25 protein-coding genes are annotated in these 24,422 nt (G+C 60.6%); 10 read left to right on the top strand and 15 right to left on the bottom strand.

Annotated features, from left to right (window positions below; all coding sequences use genetic code 11):
• Positions 1–7: 7 nt before the first annotated feature.
• The gene (locus BLW22_RS33180) at positions 8–946 is read right to left on the bottom strand and encodes a DnaJ C-terminal domain-containing protein (protein ID WP_065925591.1); all 939 of its coding nucleotides are present in this window, start codon (positions 944–946) and stop codon (positions 8–10) included.
• Positions 947–1,184: 238 nt separating this feature from the next.
• On the opposite strand from BLW22_RS33180, the gene BLW22_RS33175 reads away from it, so the two are divergent.
• On the top strand, positions 1,185–2,453 hold the full coding sequence (locus BLW22_RS33175) for an Hsp70 family protein (RefSeq protein WP_074848616.1): 1,269 nt from the start codon (positions 1,185–1,187) through the stop codon (positions 2,451–2,453).
• Between the two features lie 242 nt (positions 2,454–2,695).
• On the opposite strand, the gene BLW22_RS33170 is transcribed toward BLW22_RS33175, so the two are convergent.
• The 3 genes from BLW22_RS33170 to BLW22_RS33160 form a co-directional block, all read right to left on the bottom strand.
• Positions 2,696–3,709: an AI-2E family transporter gene (locus BLW22_RS33170; protein WP_065925593.1), complete on the bottom strand. Its 1,014-nt coding sequence runs from the start codon at positions 3,707–3,709 to the stop codon at positions 2,696–2,698.
• A gap of 127 nt (positions 3,710–3,836) precedes the next feature.
• Positions 3,837–4,136 carry a PsiF family protein gene (locus tag BLW22_RS33165; protein WP_027607719.1) on the bottom strand — a complete coding sequence of 100 codons (300 nt, stop codon included), beginning with the start codon at positions 4,134–4,136 and terminating at the stop codon, positions 3,837–3,839.
• A 71-nt stretch (positions 4,137–4,207) separates the two neighbouring features.
• Positions 4,208–4,996, bottom strand: coding sequence for an AraC family transcriptional regulator (locus tag BLW22_RS33160; protein ID WP_065925595.1), 789 nt, complete (start codon positions 4,994–4,996; stop codon positions 4,208–4,210).
• Positions 4,997–5,093: 97 nt separating this feature from the next.
• On the opposite strand from BLW22_RS33160, the gene BLW22_RS33155 reads away from it, so the two are divergent.
• On the top strand, positions 5,094–5,972 hold the full coding sequence (locus BLW22_RS33155) for a DMT family transporter (RefSeq protein ID WP_074848614.1): 879 nt from the start codon (positions 5,094–5,096) through the stop codon (positions 5,970–5,972).
• Here the strand turns inward: BLW22_RS33155 and BLW22_RS33150 are convergent.
• A complete protein-coding gene (locus BLW22_RS33150) occupies positions 5,969–6,859 on the bottom strand; it encodes an esterase/lipase family protein (RefSeq protein ID WP_065947142.1) in 891 nt (296 codons plus the stop codon). The two genes, BLW22_RS33155 and BLW22_RS33150, sit on opposite strands and share 4 nt — an antisense overlap.
• Positions 6,860–7,035: 176 nt before the next feature.
• On the opposite strand from BLW22_RS33150, the gene BLW22_RS33145 reads away from it, so the two are divergent.
• Complete coding sequence (locus BLW22_RS33145) at positions 7,036–7,566, top strand: ferritin-like domain-containing protein (RefSeq protein ID WP_074848612.1); 531 nt, start codon at positions 7,036–7,038, stop codon at positions 7,564–7,566.
• A gap of 63 nt (positions 7,567–7,629) precedes the next feature.
• On the opposite strand, the gene BLW22_RS33140 is transcribed toward BLW22_RS33145, so the two are convergent.
• The 3 genes from BLW22_RS33140 to BLW22_RS33130 form a co-directional block, all read right to left on the bottom strand.
• The gene (locus BLW22_RS33140) at positions 7,630–7,983 is read right to left on the bottom strand and encodes a hypothetical protein (protein ID WP_235865640.1); all 354 of its coding nucleotides are present in this window, start codon (positions 7,981–7,983) and stop codon (positions 7,630–7,632) included.
• On the bottom strand, positions 7,983–8,963 hold the full coding sequence (locus tag BLW22_RS33135) for a hypothetical protein (RefSeq protein ID WP_074848611.1): 981 nt from the start codon (positions 8,961–8,963) through the stop codon (positions 7,983–7,985). The genes BLW22_RS33140 and BLW22_RS33135 overlap by 1 nt, the downstream gene beginning before the upstream one ends.
• A gap of 345 nt (positions 8,964–9,308) precedes the next feature.
• Positions 9,309–11,378: an AsmA family protein gene (locus BLW22_RS33130; RefSeq protein ID WP_074848609.1), complete on the bottom strand. Its 2,070-nt coding sequence runs from the start codon at positions 11,376–11,378 to the stop codon at positions 9,309–9,311.
• 358 nt (positions 11,379–11,736) lie between these two features.
• Here BLW22_RS33130 and BLW22_RS33125 point away from each other — a divergent pair, with 358 nt between their 5' ends.
• The gene (locus tag BLW22_RS33125; protein ID WP_065925601.1) at positions 11,737–12,108 is read left to right on the top strand and encodes a hypothetical protein; all 372 of its coding nucleotides are present in this window, start codon (positions 11,737–11,739) and stop codon (positions 12,106–12,108) included.
• A 163-nt stretch (positions 12,109–12,271) separates the two neighbouring features.
• Positions 12,272–12,904, top strand: a complete 633-nt coding sequence (locus BLW22_RS33120; RefSeq protein WP_017526383.1) for a TetR family transcriptional regulator — start codon at positions 12,272–12,274, stop codon at positions 12,902–12,904.
• A 5-nt stretch (positions 12,905–12,909) separates the two neighbouring features.
• On the opposite strand, the gene BLW22_RS33115 is transcribed toward BLW22_RS33120, so the two are convergent.
• A complete protein-coding gene (locus tag BLW22_RS33115) occupies positions 12,910–13,431 on the bottom strand; it encodes a C40 family peptidase (protein WP_065925603.1) in 522 nt (173 codons plus the stop codon).
• A 340-nt stretch (positions 13,432–13,771) separates the two neighbouring features.
• On the opposite strand from BLW22_RS33115, the gene ureE reads away from it, so the two are divergent.
• The 5 genes from ureE (at position 13,772) to BLW22_RS33090 (ending at position 17,414) form a co-directional block, all read left to right on the top strand.
• Positions 13,772–14,272 carry an urease accessory protein UreE gene (gene ureE / locus BLW22_RS33110; RefSeq protein WP_065947138.1) on the top strand — a complete coding sequence of 167 codons (501 nt, stop codon included), beginning with the start codon at positions 13,772–13,774 and terminating at the stop codon, positions 14,270–14,272.
• Complete coding sequence (locus tag BLW22_RS33105; RefSeq protein ID WP_074848607.1) at positions 14,269–14,943, top strand: urease accessory protein UreF; 675 nt, start codon at positions 14,269–14,271, stop codon at positions 14,941–14,943. The genes ureE and BLW22_RS33105 overlap by 4 nt, the downstream gene beginning before the upstream one ends.
• Positions 14,944–14,964: 21 nt before the next feature.
• The gene (ureG, locus tag BLW22_RS33100) at positions 14,965–15,579 is read left to right on the top strand and encodes an urease accessory protein UreG (RefSeq protein WP_012721947.1); all 615 of its coding nucleotides are present in this window, start codon (positions 14,965–14,967) and stop codon (positions 15,577–15,579) included.
• A 22-nt stretch (positions 15,580–15,601) separates the two neighbouring features.
• Positions 15,602–16,174 (top strand): HupE/UreJ family protein, encoded by a 573-nt coding sequence (locus BLW22_RS33095; protein WP_065947136.1) that lies wholly within the window; start codon positions 15,602–15,604, stop codon positions 16,172–16,174.
• A gap of 118 nt (positions 16,175–16,292) precedes the next feature.
• A complete protein-coding gene (locus BLW22_RS33090) occupies positions 16,293–17,414 on the top strand; it encodes an AGE family epimerase/isomerase (protein ID WP_065947135.1) in 1,122 nt (373 codons plus the stop codon).
• 38 nt (positions 17,415–17,452) lie between these two features.
• Here the strand turns inward: BLW22_RS33090 and BLW22_RS33085 are convergent, their stop codons facing one another.
• The 6 genes from BLW22_RS33085 to BLW22_RS33060 form a co-directional block, all read right to left on the bottom strand.
• Positions 17,453–18,217 carry an SDR family oxidoreductase gene (locus BLW22_RS33085; protein ID WP_053134501.1) on the bottom strand — a complete coding sequence of 255 codons (765 nt, stop codon included), beginning with the start codon at positions 18,215–18,217 and terminating at the stop codon, positions 17,453–17,455.
• A gap of 786 nt (positions 18,218–19,003) precedes the next feature.
• Positions 19,004–19,720, bottom strand: a complete 717-nt coding sequence (locus tag BLW22_RS33080; RefSeq protein WP_024073112.1) for an ABC transporter ATP-binding protein — start codon at positions 19,718–19,720, stop codon at positions 19,004–19,006.
• Positions 19,717–20,592 (bottom strand): ABC transporter ATP-binding protein, encoded by an 876-nt coding sequence (locus tag BLW22_RS33075; protein WP_027607703.1) that lies wholly within the window; start codon positions 20,590–20,592, stop codon positions 19,717–19,719. Before BLW22_RS33075 ends, BLW22_RS33080 begins: the two co-directional genes overlap by 4 nt.
• A complete protein-coding gene (gene livM, locus BLW22_RS33070) occupies positions 20,589–21,866 on the bottom strand; it encodes a high-affinity branched-chain amino acid ABC transporter permease LivM (RefSeq protein ID WP_027607702.1) in 1,278 nt (425 codons plus the stop codon). Before livM ends, BLW22_RS33075 begins: the two co-directional genes overlap by 4 nt.
• A 2-nt stretch (positions 21,867–21,868) precedes the next feature.
• Positions 21,869–22,783, bottom strand: a complete 915-nt coding sequence (locus tag BLW22_RS33065; protein WP_003236186.1) for an ABC transporter permease subunit — start codon at positions 22,781–22,783, stop codon at positions 21,869–21,871.
• 182 nt (positions 22,784–22,965) lie between these two features.
• The gene (locus tag BLW22_RS33060) at positions 22,966–24,102 is read right to left on the bottom strand and encodes a branched-chain amino acid ABC transporter substrate-binding protein (RefSeq protein ID WP_027607701.1); all 1,137 of its coding nucleotides are present in this window, start codon (positions 24,100–24,102) and stop codon (positions 22,966–22,968) included.
• Positions 24,103–24,422: the final 320 nt, after the last annotated feature.

Genomic DNA, 24,422 nt, shown 5'->3' with positions numbered 1-24,422 from the left:
AATCCCCTTAGAACTGCTCGCGCGGATTGAACGCGGCTTTTTTGGCCAGCTCCTGCCACAACGCTTTCACGCCGTCATCGCCTGCCGGTGGCATCACCGCCTTGAGCTGCACGTACAGGAAGCCGCGCTGCCCGGCCTTGTTCAGCAAACCATGGCCCTTGGCGCGCATGCGCTGGCCGTTCTGGCTGCCGGCCGGCACCTTGAGGTTGATCTTGCCGGTCAGGGTCGGCACGGCCACTTCCGCGCCCAGCGCCAATTCCCATGGTGCCAGCGGCAGGTTGATGATCAGGTTTTCGCCATCCACTTCGAACTTGGGGTGCGGCGCAAACTTGACGATCAGGTACAGGTCACCGTTGGCCCCGCCGCCAACACCCGGTGCGCCCTGGCCTTTGAGGCGAATACGCTCACCGTCGGCGACACCGGCGGGGATCTTCACGTTCAGGCTCTTGGTGGTGTTGCTGACATGCCGGCCCGAGGCGTCGTATTGCGGCACCTGGAAGCTGATCTGCTTGGACTCGGTGGACAGTGTCTCTTCGAGGAACACCGACAGCTGCATCTCCACGTCCTGGCCTTTACGCCCGGTTGGACGACGCTGGCCGCCACCGAAGGCATCGCCACGCCCGCCAAAGATCGAGCTGAAGAAGTCGGAAAAATCCTCGGTGCCCTGGCCACCGCCAAACCCGCCACGGCTCTGCCAGCCTGGCGGGCCCTGGAACGGCTGGCCATGCTGGCCGTATTTGCGCAACTCGTCATATTCGGCACGCTTGTCGGCGCTTTTAAGCGCTTCATAGGCTTCGGACGCGTCCTTGAACTTGGCTTCGGCGTCTTTTTCCTTGCTTACGTCCGGGTGATATTTGCGCGCGAGCTTGCGATAGGCAGCCTTGATTTCCTTGTCATCGGCGCTCGGCTCGACACCCAGAATCTTGTAGTAGTCTTTGAAATCCATCGGCGGTTCACCATCCTTAATCGAGATCGCACAGCCCGGGGCACAACGTGCGCTGGTTTGCACCTGTTGAGTCTTGTGGCCTGGGGGTGCGTCAAAGTGTTATCGGCGCTTGCCGTATGCACCAGATGTGGGGGCGAATGCCGAACTTTCAAGCACGATTTAACGGATGGTCGGCCTACGCATCCGCCCTCGACTGGCATACACTGCGCGGCCGTTTTTCAACCGGAACCCGATAGACATGAAAAACCCATCCCCAGCCCGTGCCTGCGGTATCGACTTCGGCACGTCCAACTCCACCGTCGGCTGGATCCGCCCCGGCATGGAAACGCTTATCGCGCTGGAGGACGACAAGATCACCCTGCCGTCGGTGGTGTTCTTCAACTTCGAGGAGCGCCGCCCGGTCTACGGTCGCCTGGCCCTGCACGAATACCTGGAGAACTACGAAGGCCGGCTGATGCGCTCGCTCAAGAGCCTGCTGGGTTCCAAGTTGATCAAGCACGACACCAGCGTCTTGGGCACGGCGATGCCGTTCACCGACCTGCTGGCGCTGTTTATCGGCCAACTCAAGAGCCGCGCCGAAGCCACCGCCGGCCGCGAGTTCGAAGAAGTGGTGCTGGGCCGCCCGGTGTTTTTCGTCGATGACGACCCGATGGCCGACCAGGAGGCCGAAAACACCCTGGTCGACGTGGCGCGCAAGATCGGTTTCAAGGACATCTCGTTCCAGTACGAACCGATTGCCGCCGCGTTCGACTACGAATCCACCATCGAGAAGGAAGAGCTGGTACTGATCGTCGACATCGGCGGGGGTACGTCCGACTTCTCGCTGGTGCGCCTGTCCCCGGACCGCCGCCACAACGACAACCGCCAGGACGACATCCTCGCCACCGGCGGCGTGCACATCGGCGGTACCGACTTCGACAAGCAACTGTCCCTGGCCGGCATCATGCCGCTGTTCGGCTACGGCAGCCGCATGAAAAGCGGCGCCTACATGCCCACCAGCCACCACATGAACCTGGCGACCTGGCACACCATCAACTCGGTGTACTCGCAGAAATCCCAGCTGGCCCTGGGCAGCATGCGCTATGACATCGAAGACACTGGCGGCATCGACCGCCTGTTCAAGCTGATCGAACAGCGCGCCGGGCACTGGCTGGCCATGGAAGTGGAAGAGACCAAGATCCAGCTCACCCACGAAGACAACCGCCACGTGCTGCTGGACCGCGTTGAGCCGGGGTTGAGCGTGGACCTGAGCCGCGCACTGTTCGAGTCGGCCATCGATGGCTTGCTGGAGCGCGTGCGCAACAGCGTGACGCAGTTGCTCACCGATGCTTCGGTGGCGGTGGCCCAGGTGGACACGGTGTTCTTTACCGGCGGTTCCAGCGGCATCCCGGCGCTGCGCCACAGCATCTCGGCCATGCTGCCGAATGCGCGGCATGTGGAGGGGAATATCTTCGGCAGTATCGGCAGTGGTTTGGCAATTGAGGCGAGTAAGCGCTACGGCTGCTGAGTTTCACCTGAAATACCGTGGTGACTTCATCGGGGGCAAGCCCCCGATAGGCATAAGTATCTACACATCTTGAGCCGAGCCCCCTGCGTAGCAGCTGTCGAGCCTAGGCGAGGCTGCGTCGGCGGTGTGTCAGACGCGCCGCAAACGCAGCCTCGCCTAGGCTCGACAGCTGCTACGCGTTATCCTACTCAAGTTGTATAGATACTTATGCCCCGATAGGGCCCGCCCAGGCAAAACACGCCTTAAACCATCCCGCCGAGCTTCAGCTCACTCTTCAGATACGCATAGTAAATCGGCCCCGCCACCACCCCCGGCAAACCAAACGCCGCTTCAAACACCAGCATCGCCAGGAGCAATTCCCACGATTTTGCACTGATCTGCCCGCCGACGATGCGCGCGTTGAGGAAGTACTCGACCTTGTGGATCACGATCAGATACCCCAGCGCCGCCACCGCCACCCAGATCGACAGCGACAGCGCGACGATGGTGATCAGGGTGTTGGACATCAGGTTGCCGATCACCGGCAACAGGCCGAGCAGGAAGGTCAGCACGATCAGGGTCTTGGTCAGCGGCAGGTGAATGCCGCACAACGGCAGCACCACAGCCAGGAAGATTGCGGTAAAGACGGTGTTGAGCGCGGCGATCTTGATTTGCGCGAAGACGATGTTGCGAAAGGCCTGGACCAGCAGGTGCAGGCGGTCGAACAGTGCGGCGGCCAGGGGCTTGCGTTTGGTCAGGTCAGGCACCCGCTGCAGGGCGATGATCGCGCCGAGCACCATGCCGATCAGCAGGGTGACGAACATGTGGGCGGCGTCTTTGCCGACCAGTTGCAGTTCGCTCAGGTGCTTGCTGAGCCAATCGCCGATGGCCACGCGAAATTCGGCCGCGCTGGCGGGCAGGTAGGCATCGAGGAACGGCGGCAACTGGCCGCGCGCGCGGTCGACCACACCCATGAATTTATCCAGGGAAGCCCCGGGGTTTTCCGCTTCGTGAAGCAGGAAACTGATGGCGCCGGCGAAGATCAGGGCTAGCACGCTGACGATCAGGGTGCCGAGCAAGGCCACCGCCAACCAGCGCGCGCGGCGCCCTTCGATAAGCCGTTGCAGTTGGGGGGTGAGCATGTTGACCAGTTCATAGACCAACAGGCCGGCCAGCAGGCTGGGCAGCAATTTCAGCGGCAGTACCAGCAGCAACCCGCCGAAAATGATGATGTAGCTGGCCAGCAATAACACGTGACGCTGAGAAAACGTTGGCATACAGCCTCAAAACGAACGGCGTTAAAGGATGTGTAGGAGCGAGCTTGCTCGCGAAGGTCTAGGCGTCCCCCTCGCTCCTACAGGTGGGCTGCGTGCGAGTGTCGCAGCCTTCTAGGGCCGGGGGCTATCAATTCTTCAGGCAGGTGCTCATGAACGTCTTGCGCGCATCGCCGGTCAACGCCTTGGTTTTCGCCGACGCATTGCAATCCTTCATCTTCTGCTGTTGCGGGGTGAGCGTCTTCGCATCATTGGCCGCCGGGGCCGACAGGCAGGTTTTCATGAAAGCCTTGCGCTCGTCGCCTTTGAGCGTCTTGGTGGTGGCTTCGGCATTGCAAGTGGTCATCTTGTTTTGCTGGGCGGTGGCGGCAAAGCCCTGGGAACACAGCAGCAGGCCCATCATCAACAACGGAATACGCAGCATCTTCATGGAGTTTTCTCCCTGTTACCGTGCCGGGAGGCACGGCCTACCCAGCAGTGTAGCCAAACCTTGTTACATCTTCATCGGCTGCGAATATTCGTCCGCCGGTACTGCTCCGGGGTGCAGCCGGCCTGGCGCTGGAACATCGCGATAAACGCCGAGGCGCTGCTGTAGCCGAGGTCAAACGCCACATTTTGCACACTGCGCTCGCTGTCGAGGGCTTCGATGGCGGCAAGGTAGCGCAAGCGTTGGCGCCATTCGCCGAAGCTCATGCCCAGCTCGCGCACAAATTGTCGCGCCAGGGTGCGCTCGCTGACATGCACCTGCTCGGCCCAGTGCGCCAGGGGGCGGTTGTCAGCGGGGTCGGCCTGCATGCCTTCCAACACGCCGAGCAGCCCGGGGTGGCGGGCGTAGGGCAAAAAACCCTCGTGGATCGGCGCCTGCCTGAGCTGATCGACCAGCACCTGGGCCAGGCGAATATCGGCGTCGGAGTGCGGGATGTTGACGTCACGCTGGGCGAAGTCGCTGAGGATGGCCTTGAGGATGTCGCTGATCGCCAGGGTGCAGGGCTGCTGGGGCAATTGCTCGCAGAGCGGCGGCGAAAGGCCCACCGAACGGTAGACAATCGCCTCGGCGTTGTAGGAACTGTGTTCGGTATTGGGTGGGATCCACACCGCGTATTGCGGTGGCGACATAAAGCGGTTGCCGGCCACTTCCATGCGCATTACGCCACTGGCGGAGTAGTCCAGCGAACCCCAGACATGCTGGTGCGGGGTGCACTCAGTGTCGGGGGCAAAGTCGGAGTAACGGAAGTACACGGGGCTTGGCAGGCTGCCAAAATCCGCAAGGCGTACGGTGTGTCGGGCCATATTGTCTGGATACAGAGGTCGTTTGTCTGGATCGCAGTATAGGCTTCGATCCAGACAAGGGATAATCCTGGCTCATCAACACATCTGGTTTCTTTCGATGCAATACGCGTATCCCCTGCTGGCCATTTTTATCTGGGCCGGCAATACCGTGGTCAACAAACTGGCCGTGGGTTCGATCTTCCCCGCTGAAATCGGCTTTTACCGCTGGTTACTGGCTGCATTGCTGTTTACACCGTTCATGCTCAAGCCGGTCATCGCCCACTGGCCGCTGATCCGCCCGAACCTGGGCAAAATCTGCATCCTCGGCGTGCTGGGCATGGCGGTGTACCAGAGCCTGGCGTACTACGCTGCCTCGCTGACCAGCGCCACCAACATGGGCATCATCCTGTCGTTGATGCCGTTGATGGCGTTGACGGCGGCCATCATCAGCCTGGGCCAGCGCCTGACCTTTGGCGCGCTGACGGGTGCGGTGCTGTCGTTCGCCGGGGTGGTGGTGGTGGTGTCGGCCGGCAGCCTTGGCGCGTTGCTGCAGCACGGCGTGAACCTGGGCGATGCGATGATGCTGGTCGCGACCCTGGCCTACGCGATCTACAGCACCTTGTTGAAAAAATGGCAACTGCGCCTGCCGCCGCTGGTGCTCCTGTATTTGCAGGTGCTGGTGGCGGTGGTGGTGCTGTTTCCGCTGTTTCTGTTCTCGGCAAAAGCCGGCCTGGGCTGGACGAATATTCCGCTGGTGCTCTATGCGTGCTTGCTGGCTTCGATGCTCGCGCCACTGGCGTGGATGCATTCGGTGAAGACCCTGGGACCCAGCCGCACCACGTTGTTTTTCAACCTGCTGCCGTTGATTACCGCATTGATTGCGGCCGTGGTGCTCAGGGAAGAATTGGCGTTGTATCACCTGGTGGGCGGTTTGCTGACGTTGGGCGGGGTGATTTTGTCGGAGCGCTGGACCACACCGGTCCGCCGCCAGGCTTAAACCCCGGCCGCCTTCAGGCGCTGGGCATGCTCGACGAACAGGCGGATAGGCTCGGCGCCCTTGCCGACCAGGCCCATGGATTGGTTGACGATATCGAAGTGGTCCAGGGCGTAGTCATCGCCGATCACCCGCCCCAGGTGCGAGCTGCAGCGCCCGACCATACCGTCGCACTGGCCCTTCTCGCGCACGAAGCTGCGGGCAAACAATCGGCAACTGCGATTCGTCCCGTCCAGCAGGTTGCGTCCGCGATCGGTCTTGCCCGGTTGCAAGGTGCCGGACCATGAGTAGTAGCGCACGCCATTGACCACCTCCGCCCCGTGCCCGCCCCAGGTGTGCGGCAACCCTTGGGGATACTTGCGGTTGAACAGCGCCACACCTGCGCTGGTCAGGGAATGGTGGGACGCCTGCAAGTCCGCCTTGAAGCGCGGGCCGCGATAACCGGTTTCCAGCAGGCTCATCAGCGTTGCAACCAGATGAAACAGTGCGCTCATCAGCCGCCCCTTCACGCTGTCGGCCGGATAATGGGCGTGGATATGGTCCGCCAGTTCCGAACCGTGGTTGGGCCCGGCCACCGACGTCACCGACGCCACCCACTCCGGGCGCGTGGCCGCCGCATAACGGGCGGTCAGCGCGCCCTGGCTATGGCCGATCAGGTTGACCTTGTCGACGCCGGTCTCAAGGCGAATCCGCTCGATCTGCGCCAGCAGCTGCTCGCCACGCACCTCGCTGGAGTCCAGCGGCGCCACCTGGATGGGAAACACCTGCGCCCCACCCGCCCGCAATGCCGGGACAATGCCGTACCAGTAAGGGAAAAACCCCAGGCGCACGAACCCGAGCATGCCGGGCACCAGCACCAAGGGATAACGCGTGGCTAACGACTGCGACATGAACCGAACGTCCTTGATCAAGAAAGGATGATGGCAGGCTAGCCCAATTCCGGCGACGCGCTGATGACACGCCTGGCAAATCCAATAAAACTTTTTGCCGCGCCCGTGACTCACAACTGGGAGCGATCACGCCGACAGAGCGTGGCGTAAAACCGGATTAGCCCCAGGAGATTGAGATGACTGAAGTAAACTTGACTGACGTTGCGACCCTGCGCAGCCGCGCCCGCCAGAACGTCGAAAACGGTGCCGTGACCGAGGGCTATGACGCCGACCGCGAAGAGATCATCCGCCTGCTCAACGGCTCCCTGGCCACTGAACTGGTGTGTGTGCTGCGCTACAAGCGCCACTACTTCATGGCCAGCGGCGTCAAAGCTGCCGTCGCAGCGCAGGAATTCCTCGAACACGCCACCCAGGAAGCCGAGCACGCCGACAAACTCGCCGAACGCATCGTGCAACTGGGCGGCGCGCCGGAGTTCAACCCGGACCTGCTGTCGAAGAACTCCCATGCCCAATACGTGGCCGGTAACAGCTTGAAGGAAATGGTCTACGAAGACCTGGTGGCCGAGCGGATCGCGGTGGACAGCTATCGTGAAATCATCCAGTACATCGGTGATAAGGATCCAACCACGCGCCGTCTGTTTGAAGAGATCCTGGCTCAGGAAGAAGAGCATGCGGACGATATGGCCGACATCCTCGAAAGCCTGTAAATAGCGGCGCAAAAAGAGGGGGGAGCCGGTTAACCGGCTCCCCCCATTTTTTTTGCCTGACCGTCATCCAATCAGAAGCCACGATAACGCCATTCCGACGAAGGAAGACATAGTGAGCAGGTAGGGAACTACTATCCAAAGTTTGAGACGTCTTGGGATACGCTTCACATCCTCAACGAGTACAAGGTGCCGCCATTGAAAAAAAATCGGAATTAGGATGACAAGGGCGATCACGAAGAAACGTTTCAACTTGCCACCAAACGGGCCGACGCCGAACCTGTATTTGAACGTCACAATGAATGAGCTGAATTTTAGATAGTCTTCGGCCTCTTCAAGCTTTGTATAGATAACATAAAAATTTAATGGAAAACTCAGCAGCATCAACACACCCGACCATATGCCGATGGACTCCGACATCATTTTCCAACTCCTGAAATTTCATAAAGGCGGGTTCCTATTTGCTCACCAGCGTGGCTTCCCAAACTACCCACGGCGACGCTCCCAATGGCCGCCCCCACAATGGCACAGCCCAGCGCACTCGCTCCGGCGGTAGGTATGGCAAAGACAGCGGCACATACGGCGACCCCAACCCCCAAGCCTGCGTATCCCCCGTAAGCGGCGCCACCGACTCCTAACACCAGCTTCCCTCCCTCCACAAACTTAGCCCGATTACATTCATCCTCACGTCCGGCTGAACACGCCTCCGTTATTTCCAACGCAGTCACTCCAACATCCAGTGCTATACCGATATAGGTGCCCTTCTTCAATATCTGCGAAGCCTTGGCGATGCGTTTGACTGTCTGTTCGTACTCGCGAATTTCACCGTGATGCCAATAGCTTTTAGTAGAAATACCCAACATCTTTTTTATCGACCCTTCATTTTTCAGGCCCGTACCAAAACGAGCCATACCCGAGAGCTGCTCCTCCAGCTTTGCAAACAACATCCTGCGTTTAGCCAGAAACTCATCCCTCGCGGCCGTTGTGCCCTTGCTCAAGTACTGCTTATGTAAAACGTCGATTTCTTGAAGTGTCCTCTCGATAGCCACAAGATGCTTACTCCAGGCACTGCTGGCACTCCCGACACCGATCGAAGCGTTGGTCATGATGAGCTGGAGTAGATCGTAGTTTTTGATCAAAAAATGATCGACTGCGGAATGCGCCAGCAACGCATGTTTTATGTTCTGCGCAGCGCGCATCAGTTGCGCTTCTTCAGCGGTGCAAGACGCCGTACGCGCATCAGGAATGATCACCAACTGCCCCGGCAAGACCACCACATTGCGGATGTGTTGGTTGACGATGTCGAACTTTGTTTGCGTATAAGGGCTAAGAGAAAGACTGAGCTTGAGCAGTGGATACGGCTGTGGTCGCTCATTGATAAATGCGTAGGCTCCCTGCATGGATTACACCTCCAAGTGACTGTGGCGGTCGACTATAGGAAGGCAACCCAGGAGGTGTAAGGGGAAACAGGGGCGGTTTTAACGCTTCAGAAATGAGCTACACAAGACAAGGATCATACTTACGGCGCCCCGATAAAAAAGGCGACCAAAGGGTCTAATGCCAGTCAGTTAAGGCTTTTTGTAGGAGCGAGCTTGCTCGCGAAAAACTCACAGGCGCCGCGTTCATTCAGGAAGCGCGCGTTATCGTTGACGTTTTTCGCGAGCAAGCTCGCTCCTACAGGAGGCGATGTACGCTTAACTGACTGGCATTAACCAAAGGGTCGCCCTTTCTGACAATTTCGACGATCAGCCTTTAACCGTCTTCGGCGCCTTTCCTTCCTTCATCTGCTGCAACAACGGCGCACACTGGTTCGGCGCATCGGCGCTCGGTGCCACCAGCGCCAACAGACCCGCTGCCGGGCCGGCGATCACACCCAGTGCCACCATGCCCGCGCCCCGCAGGGCCAGGGGAATGGCTTTTACACCCGCATTGGGCTTGATGAACGGGCCATTGACGTACAACGGCGAACGCAGGGAAAACAGGCGGAAGCCCTTCGATTCCGGTGTGACGGTCAAGTCCAACTGCTCGGTGGCCATGTTGGCGGTGCCATCGATATAGATGATCGCGTTCTCGGTATCGAACACAAACAAGCGCGTGGTTGCCAGGCCGGTCTTGATCCCGAAATCCGCCGCCGCGCAGTTGATCTTCACTTCCTTGTCGCCAAACAGGCGCCCCACCACATAGTTGCCGACGTTGAGCCCGGCAATTTCCATCAGGCCACGGCTGATGGCGCCGTCGTTGATCAGCATCTTCAGGTCACCGTTGGAGCTGCCCAGCAGCGCCGCAACGGAGTTACCGCGCCCGGAAATATCGGCATCGCCGTTGAGTTCACCGAAGCTGGTTTTCATCGGTTCGAAGGTGGGGAACAACTGCTTGAGCTTGAAGTTGCGCGCAGTCAGTTTGGCGCGGCCTTCCATCGGCGTGGTGCGGCCATTCAAGCGGATCTGCGCATCCAGCTTGCCGCCGGCGACGCCGAATCGCAGCGGTTCCAGGCTCAGTTCGCCGTCGTTGAGCACCAGGTGGGTGTACAGGTCGTTGAAGGGCAATTCGGCACTGTGCACGATGCGTTTGCCGGTGAATTCCACATCGGCATCCATGTCGCGCCAGCGCTCGGTGCGGAACTCTTCCACCGGCAACACTTTGGTCGCCGGCTGTTTGCTCATCCCGCCACGCGCTTTTTGCTTGGCGTTGGAGTCGGCACCGATCAGGGGGGCGAGGTCGCTCATCAGCAATTGGTTGGACACCAACGCACCGCTGAGCTTGGGACGTGGCTGGCTGGCGACATAGGCGAGGTTGCCGTGAATATCGCTGTTGCCGATCTTGCCGTTGAAGTTTTCGTAGCTGAATGACGCGCCGCTGGCCTCGTGCAACTTGGCGATCAAGTGGCCGTCAGTGGAGTAGGCCGGCGAATCCGGCAAGGTGACGCCGGTCAGCGGGTAGAGGTTACCCAGGCTGCTGCCGGACAGTTTCAGGCGAAGGTCCAGGGCGCCGAGGTTCAACGGGTCGGTCAAGGTGCCCGCCAATGCGATGCTGGTATCGGCAATCTTGACCTGGGCTTGCAGCGGAAACGGCTTGGCCGCGTCCTGCAAGGCCAGCAGGCCGCCGATCTTGCCGCTGCCGTCGAGCTTCTGGCCGTGGTACTGGCCCTTGACCTTGAGGGCGAACGCATAGTCCTGGGGCGCGGAGCCTTTTTCCAGGGCCTTCCTGGCATCGGCGTCGCCGACGATTTCGCCGAACGGGATCGGCTTGCCCAGGGGGTCGATGATCACGTCCAACTGAGTCTTGAGGGTCTGGTCGTCGAGGGTCACGTGGCCCTTGTCGAACCCAATGGCGCCGATGTCCACCACCCAGTTGGAAGGTTCGGCGTCGGGGTCCTTGGGGTCGAACGTGAACGTCCAGTTGGCGCGGCCATCGGCCAGGCGCTGCAACTCGGCACTCGGTTCGGTGAGGTCGATACGGGGGATCACCACGCGCTGCACCAGCAACGCCAGCGGCGAAATACGCAGCTCGACCTTTTTCAGCGTGACCATCTGCGGTTTTTTTGACCAGTCGGGATTGCCCAGGGTCAGGTCCTCGGCAATCACATGGGGCCACGGCACCCAGGCGCGCCAGCCGCCTTCGTCCGGCTCACGTGCCCACACCACCGCCAGGTTGCCGTTGATGGCAAACGGGCGATGCAGTTCTTCGGAGACTTTGGCATTGAGGGGCGGTTTGATGCGGTTCCAGTCAAAGAACACCAGGACCAGTACCACCACAGCGATTAACACAACGAAGCTGGCGCAGCTCCACATGACGATTTTACGAGTGCGCGTCATTGCACAGGACTCCTGAATACGACCGGCTGAACCAACACCTGTAGGACAGCTTATAAAACTACGACTGGCAAACCGCTCGTGGGTTTAACCCAATCTCCGATTTACCCTTGAAAACCTGCTTTCCTGACCGTTTCGACAGATTCGATCATCCACGGCGCACCATTGTTACCCGCGTTCGTGTCGAAAATACCCACCTCGGTGCAAAACCGCGTGCTTGAGAGGCCCGTTCTAGAGCCTCCCTGACGAACAATCAATTCTGTTGATTATTACCATTGTGTTTATGAACTTTTATATCGACTTATCGAGAGTAGCATTAGCCCTGTACCCACTTTATCGCCCTCCCAAGGAGCAACCCATCATGAAACGCCAAGTACTCGCTACCGTCCTGTTATCCATCCTGGCTTCCAGCGCCTTTGCCCTGCCAGCCGCCGAACAGGTTACCCCACAAGCCAAGGCTGACGCCGTTCACTTCAACCAGACCCTGGCCCGCAGCGGTTCGCAAGAAGACGAGAACCGTGACTACGCCAAAGGTGCTGTCGCTGAAAACGGTTCGGAACACGCCAACAAGCGTGCCTACACTGAAGGTGTTGCCGAAGGTGGCCGTGATCGCCTGGAACAGAAAGGCCTGGTTGAAGGTGGTGCGGAACAAGCCAACGAACGTGCCTACACCGAAGGTGTTGCCGAAGGTGGTGCTGATCGCCTGCAAGAACTGCATCAAGCTCAGAGCTGACCCTGTGGTGGCCCAGAAAAAAGCCCGATCTGCCGACCGGGCTTTTGACTTTTTGTAGCGCCTGTCACGCAACACTCCCCACCTATTCCCCGCCAAGTTCGACGTCAATGAAGCTGTTTTGCTAGAGTGCGTCGCTGTACTTGCCGACAAAGCCCGCCCGCCCATGCTGCCCCGTGCCGAACAGAAGCAACAGACCCGCCTCGCCCTGATGGACGCTGCCCGCCATCTGATGGAGTGTGGCCGTGGGTTTGGCAGCCTGAGCCTGCGTGAAGTGGCCAAGACCGCAGGCATTGTCCCCACCGGCTTCTATCGCCACTTTGCCGATATGGACCAGCTTGGACTTGTATTGGTGAGTGAGGTGGGCCAGACCTTTCGCGCCACCATTCGCCTGGTGCGCCACAACGAATTCGTGATGGGCGGCATTATCGATGCCTCAGTGCGGATTTTTCTCGATGTGGTCTCGGCCAACCGCTCGCAATTCCTGTTCCTGGCCCGCGAGCAATACGGCGGTTGCCTGGCGGTGCGCCAAGCCATCGGTGCCCTGCGTGAAGACATCACCCGCGACCTGGCGGCCGACCTGACCCTGATGCCCAAGTTGCAGCACCTGGACGCCGATGGCCTGCATGTAATGGCCGACCTGATCGTCAAGAGCGTGTTCGCCACCCTTCCCGACATCATTGACCCACCGGCCCAGGCCTTGCCTGCCCACCTCACGCCCCAGGCGAAAATCACCCAGCAGCTGCGCTTTATCTTTATCGGCCTCAAGCATTGGCAAGGCCTGGGCAGTACGGAGTAAGCCGGCTAGCCCGCCGAGTGAAAGCGCTTGGCGGTACTGTAGTTCTTGTTCCAGTAGCGATTGTTCAGCGAGTCGATTCGCACCGTCTTGCCGGCGCGCGGCGAATGAATGAATTTGCCCTCGCCTATATAAAGGCCGACATGGCTGACCTGACTGCGCCCATTACCTTTGAAGAACACCGCATCCCCAGGTTTGAGCGCGTTACGCTTGATCGTCATGGCGTTTGAACGGTGCATCGCCGCCGTGGTGCGGGGTATACGGATATTGGCTTCGGTCCTGAACAGGTAGACCAGCAAGCTGCTGCAGTCGAAGCCCTGCTCCACGGTGTTCCCGCCCCATTTATACGAGGTACCCAGCAATTGATGGGCGCGGTCGATCACATTGTCGATGGCTGGGCGTTTTTGCAGCGACTGCAGGGGCGTCGCGATCTCGAGAGGGGCTACCCCGCGCGGCTTGATATTGGCCGAGGACGAGGGAGTGACCAGGTAAAGACTGAAAATGAATAAACACACAATTGATTTGAACATACTGGAACTCGCCGTGGATGTTTAGCACGGCGCAAATCCTAACGGTCTGGCGCGTAAGCAGATGAACGCCGAATCCTTACATCCAGTAGGACAAATCCGAAAATTCCATATACGAAAAAAACGGAAGGAACTTGATGTGATAAACACCACTCGCCCACAAAAAACGCCCCATTTAAGTGCTCAATATCCGACAGAGCACCAACATTAAGCACTCGCAGTACTCAGCCCCGCCCTATTCAGTGGCAACTCCTTGCGCACCGACAGAGAATTCCTACATCAATACCTGATTGGCAAGCCCCTTGCTCTAGCACTTCCATCGCTCATAGCTGGAAGCTTCCTGATGCTGGTGATCCACCGCCGAATCGCCCCCCAAGCCCTCTGGGCCGCTGAGCTGCTGCTGAATTTCGAAGCACGCAGCAAGAGCCGCCTGCGCTGTTTCAGTGCCGACGGTGAAGACGTCGGCCTGTTTCTGGAGCGCGGCCAGCCGCCGTTGCACGATGGCGAATTCCTGCAAGCCGAAGACGGACGTGTCGTACGCGTGTGCGCCCGCCCTGAACACCTGTTGCACGTCACCTGCAGCAACGCCTTTGAACTGACCCGCGCCGCCTACCACCTCGGCAACCGCCATGTGGCCTTGCAAGTGGGGGATGGCTGGTTGCGCCTGCTCGACGACTACGTGCTCAAGGCCATGCTTGAGCAACTGGGCGCCCACACCGAAACCATCGAGGCGCCGTTCCAACCGGAACACGGCGCCTATGGCGGCGGCCACCACCACTCCCGGCATGGCGATGAAGATTTCAACTACCCGCCCAAGCTGCATCAGTTCGGCGTACGTCTATGAACCCAGCCTGGGCGCTGTTGCGTCTGGCCAGTCCGCAATTGCCGATTGGCGGCTACAGCTATTCCCAAGGCCTGGAAATGGCCGTGGAGAACGGCCACGTCAACGATGCCGCCAGCGCTCGGCGCTGGATCAGCGACCAATTGCTGCTCAACCTCGCGCGCTTCGAAGCCCCGCTGTTGCTCGCCCATTGCCGCGCCGCTGCAGAGCAGGACTGGCCAGCGTTGGCGCAGCTGTGCGAAGCGCATCAAGCCAGCCGCGAAACCCGGGAGCTGTATCAGGAAAGTCGGCAGATGGGTTATTCCCTGCAGCAGTTGCTCAATGGCCTGCCGGAACTGGACAGCGACGCCCGCAGCTTCCTGGAGCAACGCCGCGAACCGCACTTGGCCCTGGGCTGGGCACTGGCCGCGCGCGCCTGGGCGATCAGCGCCGACGACGCCCTCGCCGCCTGGCTCTGGAGCTGGCTGGAAAACCAATTGGCCGTGCTGATGAAAACCCTGCCCCTGGGCCAGCAAGCCGCGCAGCGCCTGACCAGCGAGCTGCTGCCCCTACTGCAACAGGCCCAGCACGACGCCGCCCGCATCGACCCCCACCATTTCGGCAGCGCCGCCTTCGGCCTGTCCCTGGCGAGCATGGCCCACGAGCGCCAGTACAGCCGCCTGTTCCGTTCCTAAGGTTTTTTTGGAGAATCAGACATGAACACACAACCCCTGCGTGTCGGTATCGGTGGCCCGGTCGGCTCCGGCAAGACCGCCCTGACCCTGGCCCTGTGCCTCGCGCTGCGCGATCGCTACAACCTGGCGGTGGTCACCAACGACATCTACACCCGCGAAGACGCCGACTTCCTGGTGCGCAACCAGGCCCTGGCGCCGGAGCGCATCATCGGCGTGGAAACCGGCGGCTGCCCGCACACGGCGATTCGCGAGGACGCCTCGATCAATCTGGAAGCGGTGGACCAACTCAACCGCCGCTTTCCCGGCCTGGACCTGATCCTGGTGGAGTCCGGCGGCGATAATCTGTCGGCCACCTTCAGCCCGGAGCTGTCGGACCTGACCATCTATGTGATCGATGTGTCCGCCGGCGACAAGCTGCCGCGCAAGGGCGGGCCTGGTATTTGCAAATCCGACCTGCTGGTGATCAACAAGATCGACCTGGCGCCGCTGGTGGGCGCGTCGCTGGAGCTGATGAACAGCGACACCCAGCGCATGCGCAACGGCAAACCCTTTGTGTTCAGCAACCAGAAAACCGGGGTAGGCCTGGAAGAAATCGTCGCCTTCATCGAACGCCAAGGCCTGCTGACCGCCGCCTGATCAACCCATAAGGAACCTGTTTATGAACCTCAATAAATTCCTCGCAGCCGCCGCCCTGCTGCTCGCGCCCGCCCTGGCCTTCGCTCACCCTGGCCACGGCGACAACGGCCTGGTGGCCGGTATCAGCCACCCGCTGGGCGGCCTCGACCACCTGCTGGCCATGGTCGCGGTCGGCCTGTGGGCCGCGCAACAAAAGGGTGCCGCGCGCTGGGCCCTGCCGTGCACCTTTGTCGGCACCATGCTGATGGGCGGCGTGCTGGGTTTCGAAGGGCTGCAATTGCCCGCACTGGAAAGCGGGATCGCCGCCTCGGTGCTGGCCCTGGGCCTGGCGGTGGCACTGGCGGTGCGTCCGCCGTTGTTCATGGCCATGGGTGCGACGGCGTTGTTTGCGTTGTTCCATGGTGTGGCCCATGGCTTGGAGCTGCCGGACATGTCGAGCCCTTGGGCGTATGCCGCCGGCTTTGTCGGCGCGACCGCTGCACTGCACGCGGCCGGGTATGCGCTGGTGCGCTGGTTGCCGGCCGCAGCGGCACCGTTGGTGCGGATTGCCGGAGCGGCTTCGGCGGCGACTGGGGTGTGGCTGCTCGCCAGCTAAACGTCGCAAGCTGCAAGTAAAAGCCGAACCGCTCTTACTTGCAGCTTGCAGCTCACAACTTAAAGCTGCCCCTCTGCTACCATGCGCGCCTACACCCCTGCCGTGACGACGCCAGCCGATGCCCATCGCTCCAAGCTCCGCCCCCCAGCCTTCTTTGAATGCCGTGCTCACGCACTTCCACACCCTGATCGTGCCGCTCTGGCAGGGCCCGGGCTGGAATGCCGAATTGGCGCTGCCCTATGAGGCGCTGGACGCCGATCACCGCCCACTGCCCCCGCAACGCTACCGCGCCATGGCCTGCGCGCGGCAGTTGTACCTGTTCGCCAGCCTGATCGGCGAGCCAGGGGCGGCCTTCGCTGAAGAGCGCGCGGCGGTGCTGTTCCGCTCCCTGCAACGGCATTTCCACGATGCCGAACACGGCGGCTGGTTCTACAGCGTCGACCCCGCCGGCCAGCCGCTGGACAAGCGAAAAGACCTCTACACCCACGCCTTCATCATCTTTGCCTGCGCCCATTACTGGGCCAAGGTGCGTGAAGCGCTGGTGGAATCGGTGCTGAACGCCGCCCTCGAAGTCGTGGCCCAGCGCTTCGCCACCGAAGACGGCCTGTACGAGGCGGTGCTGGAACGCAACTGGTCGTCCCTCCAGTCCGGCCCGCTGCAAAACCCGTTGATGCACCTGGCCGAAGGTTTCCTCGCCACACTTGCGGTGCGCGAGGATGCCCCTGTGCAAGCGGCCCTGCTGGCCTTGGCGACGGCCATGCAGCAGCGTTTCATCGACCGCCGGCACGGCGTGATGATGGAAAAGCCGCTGGGCGCTGTGGATAACTGGTTTGAGCCGGGGCACCAGTTCGAGTGGTTCTTTTTGCTCGAATCGTCGCCCGTGCTGCGCGGCACCCCGCTGCATGCGTCACTGACGCGGGCGTTTGCCTACGCTGAGCACAAGGGTGTGGACGGCGCGACCGGAGCGGTTAGCGGCATGTTGGCGCTCGACGGCAGCGTGCGCGACGGCACCCAGCGTATCTGGGCCCAGGCCGAGTACCTGCGGGCACTGACCTTGCGCCCTGGCAGTGAGGCGGTGCTGCAGCGCCAACTGCTGGCGCTGCAACAGCATTTCCTGCATGAGAAAGGCTGGCATGAATGCCTGGATGCCAACGGCGCGGTGAGCCGACGGGATATGCCATCGACCACACCGTATCATTTGGCAACCTGCTACCAGGGGCTGATCCAGCATCTCGGGTGACCTGCTGGGCCTCATCGGGAGCAACGTGGTCTAGAGCCTTACTTGGCCCCCCGCTCAATCGCAAACCCAGCCCAGGTCTGGCTCACCGGCATCAGTTCCAGGCGGTTGATGTTGACGTGCGCCGGCGTGTTCAGCACCCAGAAGATGGTGTCGGCAATGTCCTGCGGCTGGATCGGCTCGGCACCGGCGTAGGTGGCGTCGTAGCGCGCCTGGTCACCGCCGAAGCGCACCAGGGAGAACTCGCTTTCGCACAGGCCCGGCTCGATGTTGGTCACACGCACGCCGGTGCCCTGCAGGTCACAGCGCAGGTTCAAGGAGAACTGCTTCACGAACGCCTTGGAACCGCCATACACATGGCTGCCCGGGTACGGGTAGCTGCCGGCGATGGAGCCCAGGTTGATGATCCCGGCGCCACGACCATGGGCGATCAGGCGCGGCAGCAGCAGGCTGGTGGTGGTCAGCAGGCCTTTGATGTTGGTATCGACCATGGTTTCCCAGTCGTCGAGGTCGCACTTGGGCGCCGGGTCAGTGCCCACGGCCAGGCCGGCGTTGTTGATCAGCCCGCGCAGGGTGGCGAACGATGGCGGCAGGTTGGCGATCGCGTCTTCCATGCCTTTGCGATCCCGTACATCCACCACCAGGCCGTGCACTTCGGTCTGCTTGGAAAGCTCCTCGACCAGCGCATTCAAACGCTCGGCACGACGACCGGTAAGCACCAGTTTCCAGCCGGCCTCGGCAAACCGACGGGCGCAGGCTTCGCCAAAACCTGAGGTGGCGCCAGTAATAAACAGCGTGTTGGACATGGTGTTCTCCTTGCGGGCATCGGGAAAAAAATCAGCCAGCAGAATGCCCTTACGCCGCAGTTGCGGCAACCGCCATGCACAGAACTTCATGCACGACTGGTCATTTTTTAATCATTCAGACCAAAGCCTTATGAACCGTGGCTTGCAGCCATATGCGCGCAGGTTATCCACAGCTGCGCCCACAGTCTCTGGGGGCAAGTGCAAAACGCTTCAGGCCGCTGTGTACAAGGCTTCCAGGCGATTTTAGAAAGTTTTTTGCTTGACCTGGACGAAGGCGTATGTAGGCCCAGGGGCAGCGGGACAAATCGAGCGATGGCTCCAGGCCAGTCATTCCGGCCTCTGCGGCCGTCTTTCCAGAGTTTAGTCACAGACTTATCCACAGGCGGGCGGGACATATTTCAGTCATATACCTGTGTCTTTAAACAGGTTGACAAACCCCTCGATCGGCCGCGAAAAAGCCACTGATCAAAAAACAACCACACAGCTGAAAGCCACGGTTTTAAAGGGGTTCAGCCAGCTACTCCCACGTTACCCACAGCCGGTTCCACAGTGAATGGGGACAAGTCAAAAGTGTGACAAAACAGGGATTTGCGGCGGCTATATGTCGCGCTTTGGAGGGGGGCTGGATTTGTTTTCCACAATTTGGGATCGGTCTTGCAGGCGACACAAAACAAATGTGAGAGGGGGCTTGCCCCCGATGGCGGTGTGTCAGTTTCAGGTGTGCTGACTGATACAACGCCATCGGGGCAAGCCCCCTCCCACAGGGGTACTGCGTCGTTATTTAGATCAGTGGCCACCGAGGTAAGCGTTGCGCACTTCCTCGTTCACCAGCAGCTCCTTGCCGGTGCCTGTGAGGCGAATCTCACCGTTGACCATCACGTACGCCCGATCCGACAAACGCAGTGCATGGTTGGCGTTCTGCTCCACCAGGAAGATGGTCATCCCGGTGGAGGCCAGCTCGCGCAGGGTGGAAAAGATCTGCTTCACCACAATCGGCGCCAGGCCCAGGCTCGGTTCGTCCAGCAGCAACAGCTTGGGTCGGCTCATCAGCGCGCGGGCGATGGCGAGCATTTGCTGCTCGCCACCGGACATGGTCATGGCGCGCTGGTTACGTCGCTCCTTGAGCCGTGGGAACAGCTCGAACATGCGTTGCATATCTTCCTGGGCGAACTTGTCGCCAATGGGGATGGTGCCCATCAGCAGGTTTTCCTCGACGGTCATGTCGGGGAACACCCGCCGCCCTTCCGGCGACTGTGCAATGCCGTTGGAGGCAATGTAGTGGGACGACTTGTGGGTAATGTCGACGCCGTTGTAGAGGATCTGCCCCGACTCGGCCCGTGGCTGGCCGAAGATCGACATCAGCAGCGTGGATTTACCCGCGCCGTTGGAGCCGATCAAGCTGACGGTTTCGCCTTCGTTGATGTGCAGCGAGACTTTTTTCAGGGCCTGGATCGGGCCGTAGAACACGTCCAGGTCCTTCATTTCGAGGATAGGTGCACTCATACCAGCTCCTCTTCGTCGGCGCCCAGGTAGGCGGCAATCACTTTCGGGTCGTTGCGGATCGCTTCCGGCCCGCCTTCGGCAATCACGTTGCCGTGGTCCAGCACCACAATGTGGTCGGAAATACTCATCACCATGCCCATGTCGTGTTCGATCAGCACCACCGTCAGGTCGTGTTCGTCGCGCAACAGGCGAATCATCGCGCTGAGGGCTTCGGTTTCCTGGGGGTTGAGGCCCGCTGCCGGTTCGTCCAGGCAGATGATCTGCGGCCGGGTGCACATGGCGCGGGCGATTTCCAGGCGGCGCTGCTGGCCGTAGGAAAGCTCACCGGCCAGGCGGTTGGCGCAGTCCACCAGGTCCACCACTTCGAGCCAGTAGAACGCATGGTCGAGGGCATCGCTTTCGGCCTTGCGGTAGCCCTTGGTGTTGAGGATGCCCGCCAGCATGTTGCGGTTGACCCACATGTGCTGGGCCACCAGCAGGTTTTCCAGCACCGACATTTCCTTGAACAGGCGAATGTTCTGGAAGGTCCGGGCCAGGCCGGCGCGGTTGACCAGGTGGGTGCCACCGAACATCTTGTAGTACACCCGGCTCAAGAAGCTTTTTGGCGATACGAAGTCGACCGCCTTGAAGCGCTCGCCGAGCAGCTGGATCACATTGGTCTGCTTGCCGCGGATGTTCAGTTCGATCTTGCCGCCGCTGGCTTTGTAGAAGCCGGTGAGGCAGTTGAACACGGTGGTCTTGCCGGCTCCATTGGGGCCGATCAGGGCGAAGATCGAGTTGCGTTCGACCTTGAGGCTCACATCGCTCAAGGCCTTGATGCCACCGAAGTGCATCATCAGGTGTTCCACGGAGAGGACGACTTCCTTGCTCATGGCGCTACCCCCTTGCGCGGTGTCACACCGGTGCGGCTGATCCGGATCAGGCCGCGCGGTCGCCAGATCATCATCACCACCATCAGCACGCCAAACAGCAGCACGCGGTATTCGCTGAAGCTGCGCAGCAGTTCAGGCGCGACGGTCAACACGAACGCGGCAATCACCACGCCGACCGTCGAGCCCATGCCGCCCAGTACCACGATGGCCAGGATCAGCGCCGACTCGAAGAAGGTGAACGACGACGGGTTGACGAAGCCTTGGTAGCTGGCGAAGAACACCCCGGCCAAACCGGCAGTGGACGCGCCAATGGTGAAGGCCGAGAGCTTGACCAGCACGTGGTTCAGGCCCATGGAGCGGCAGGCGATCTCATCTTCGCGCAAGGCTTCCCAGGCGCGGCCGACCGGCATGCGGGTCAGGCGGTGCTTGATGTACAGCACGGCCAGCACCACCAGGAACAGCACGATGTAGATGAACATGAACTTGATATTGGGGTTGTAGTCGATGCCGAAGAACTCGTGGAACGGAACCCCGCCCTCCTTGGCCTTGCGCCCGAACTCCAGGCCCAGGAAGGTCGGCGAAGGCACCGGCATACCGTTGGGGCCGCCGGTGAACGAGAGCCAGTTGTTGAGCACCAGGCGAATGATTTCACCGAAGCCCAGGGTCACGATGGCCAGGTAGTCACCGTGCATTCGCAGCACCGGAAAGCCGAGTATGCACCCCGCTAAAGCCGCTGCGATGGCTGCCAGCGGCAACACGCTCCAGAAGCCCAGGCCGAGGTATTGATAACCCAGCGCCAGGCCGTAGGCGCCGATGGCGTAGAACGCCACGTAACCCAGGTCGAGCAGCCCGGCCAGGCCGACCACGATGTTCAGGCCCAGGCCCAGCAACACGTAGATCAGTCCGAGGATCACCACGGTCAGCAGGTACTTGTTGGCGAAGATCGGGAACACGATGGCGATCACGATCAGCGCCGGGATGATCCAGCGCAGCCGCGACTTGTAGTCCGGTGGCAGTACATGCACGCCGGAGCCGCTGCTTTCGAAGCCCTGCAGAATCTTCAGGCCCTTGGGGGTTTGCAGGAACAGGCTGAGGGCAAAGCGCCCGGCCATCACGATGGCGACCAGGGTAGCCACACGGGCCGGTTCCAGGTTGAAGCTGTAGCCGTCGAGGACCACGCCGACGATCGGACCGAACACGATCAACGAAATCAGCCCGGCAAGGACCGTATCGACCACACTTTTCTTGATATCGATGGGTTTGGCAGCAGACATGTTTACACCTTAGCCACGAGTGGGCGACCAAGCAGGCCCTGGGGACGGAAAATCAGAATCACCACCAGCAGGGAGAAACTGAACACGTCTTTGTAGTCGGAGTTGATCAACCCCGAGAACAACGACTCGGAAATACCCAGGATGATCCCGCCCAGCATCGCCCCAGGCAGGGAACCGATGCCGCCGAGTACCGCTGCGGTAAACGCCTTGATGCCGATGATGAAGCCGGCGTAGAAGTCGAACGTGCCGTAGTTGAGGGTGATCAGCACGCCGGCCAGGGCCGCCATGGCGGCACCGATGACAAACACGTAGGAGATCACGCGGTCGGTGTTGATCCCCAGGATCGAGGCCATCTTGCGGTCTTGCTGGGTGGCGCGGCACATGCGGCCGAGCTTGGTGTACTTGATGATGTAGGTGAGCAACGCCATGCCGGCAAACGCCGCCACGAGGATGAAGACCTTGGTGTACGTGAGTTGGACGAACCCACTGCCGATGTCGACGCGCCAGGCGCCGGCCAGCAGGGTTGGAATGCCTTGTTGTTTCGCGCCCTGGGCGATCTGCGCGTAGTTCTGCAGGATCAGGGAGATGCCGATGGCGCTGATCAGCGGAGCCAGGCGGGTGGAGTTGCGCAGCGGTTTGTAGGCGACCCGTTCGATGACCCAACCGTACACGCCGGTGACGACCACGGTGAAGATCAGGGTGCCGAGAATGAGCAGCGGGAAGGATTCGATGCCGAAGTAAGCCAGCAGTGCCAGACTGATCGCCGCGAGGTAAGCGGAAATCATATAAACCTCGCCGTGGGCGAAGTTGATCATGCCAATGATGCCATAGACCATTGTGTAGCCGATGGCGATCAGGCCATAGACCGACCCGAGGGTCAGGCCGTTGACCAGTTGCTGCAGGAAAATACCATCCATAACGCAATCTCACGCGGTGAGCACCTGCACACCAGTCGGTGTGCGGCGCTTCTGGAGGAAAAGACAGATCTCAATAACAACGCTGTCCCAATGTGGGAGGGGGCTTGCCCCCGATGCGGTGGGTCAGCTGAACAACTGTTGACTGACCCACCGCTTCGGGGACAAGCCCCCTCCCACATGGATTACTTCTGCTTTTCCAGCTGGTGGTATTTGCCGTCTTTATCCCACTGGTAAACCACGTAGTCGGAGACTTTCAGGTCGCCCTTCGCGTCCCAGGTCTTCTCGCCCATCACGGTTTTGACCGGGTGCGCTTTCAGCCATTTGGCCGCGTCTTCGCCCTTGTTGGACTTGGCGCCGTTGAAGCCGGCGGCCAGGGCCTGCAGCGAGGCGTAGGCGTACAGGGTGTAGCCCTCAGGCTCGTAGCCGGCCTTGCGGAACTCTTCCACCACGGCCTTGCTGTCCGGCAGCAGGCGCGGGTCGGCGCCAAAGGTCATGTACACGCCATCGACGTATTGCGCGCCGCCAGCGGTGGCCACCAGTTCATCGGTCACTACGCCGTCATCGGACATGAACTTGACGTCCTTCAGGCCCGCTTCACGAATCTGGCGAACCAATGGACCGGCTTCCGGGTGCAGGCCACCGAAGTACACGACGTCGGCGCCCAGGGAGCGGATTTTGGTGACCAGCGCACTGAAGTCCTTCTCGCCACGGGTCAGGCCTTCTTCCAGCACCGGCTTGACGCCGCGCTTGGTCAACTGGGCAGCGGTGGCGTCGGCCAGGCCTTTGCCGTAGGTGTCCTTGTCGTTGATGACGGCGACTTTCTTGCCCTTGAGCACGTCGACGATGTAGTCGCCGGCGACGATGCCTTGCTGGTCGTCACGCCCGCACATACGGAACATGGCGCCCAGGCCGCGCTCGGTCACTTGTGGGTTGGTAGAGCCTGGGGTGATCGCGATGATGCCCGCTTCGTCGTAGACCTCGGAGGCCGGAATGGTGTTCGACGAGCAGAAGTGCCCGACTACGCCAATCACTTTGTCCTGGTCAGCCAGGCGGTTGGCCACGGCAACGGCCTGTTTCGGCTCACAGGCATCGTCGCCTGCCACCAGCACGACTTTCTCGCCATTGATGCCACCGGCCTTGTTGATCACCTCGGCTGCCGCCTGGGCACCCTTCATGTACTGCTCACCGAACGAGGCGTTGGCGCCGGTCATCGGCCCCGCAACGCCAATCTTCACATCAGCTTGAACAAACGTAGAAACACCCAGCGCCGCTGCAACGGCGAGGGCCAGAAAACCTTTCTTGTAAAACGTCTGGGACATGAGTGGTGCTCCGATATTTTTGATTTTTGGCACGACAACTTGCGTTCAAACTTTTCACTGAAAGCCCAGAGCAAGCCTCGTGCCATTACGTTTTTATTCTTCAAAAAGACACGGTGTCATTGTTATTGCAGGCGTTTCGGCTCCGCTCGCCAGGACGTGCAACCCTCTAGCATCGATAGGTGCAACCCATGGGCCGAAAAAGTACAACCCTGACGGGTCGCACCTGCAACCAAAGCAATAAACGACAGTTCCTACAGCTGTAACAGCCTGCGTAACGGAACTGCACATTTACAGTGCGCAACTGCTACGACCTGCACCAA

The sequence above is a fragment of the Pseudomonas marginalis genome, assembly GCF_900105325.1.
Taxonomy (GTDB): Bacteria; Pseudomonadota; Gammaproteobacteria; order Pseudomonadales; family Pseudomonadaceae; genus Aquipseudomonas; species Aquipseudomonas marginalis.
This window is presented reverse-complemented; position numbering and strand designations above follow the sequence as displayed.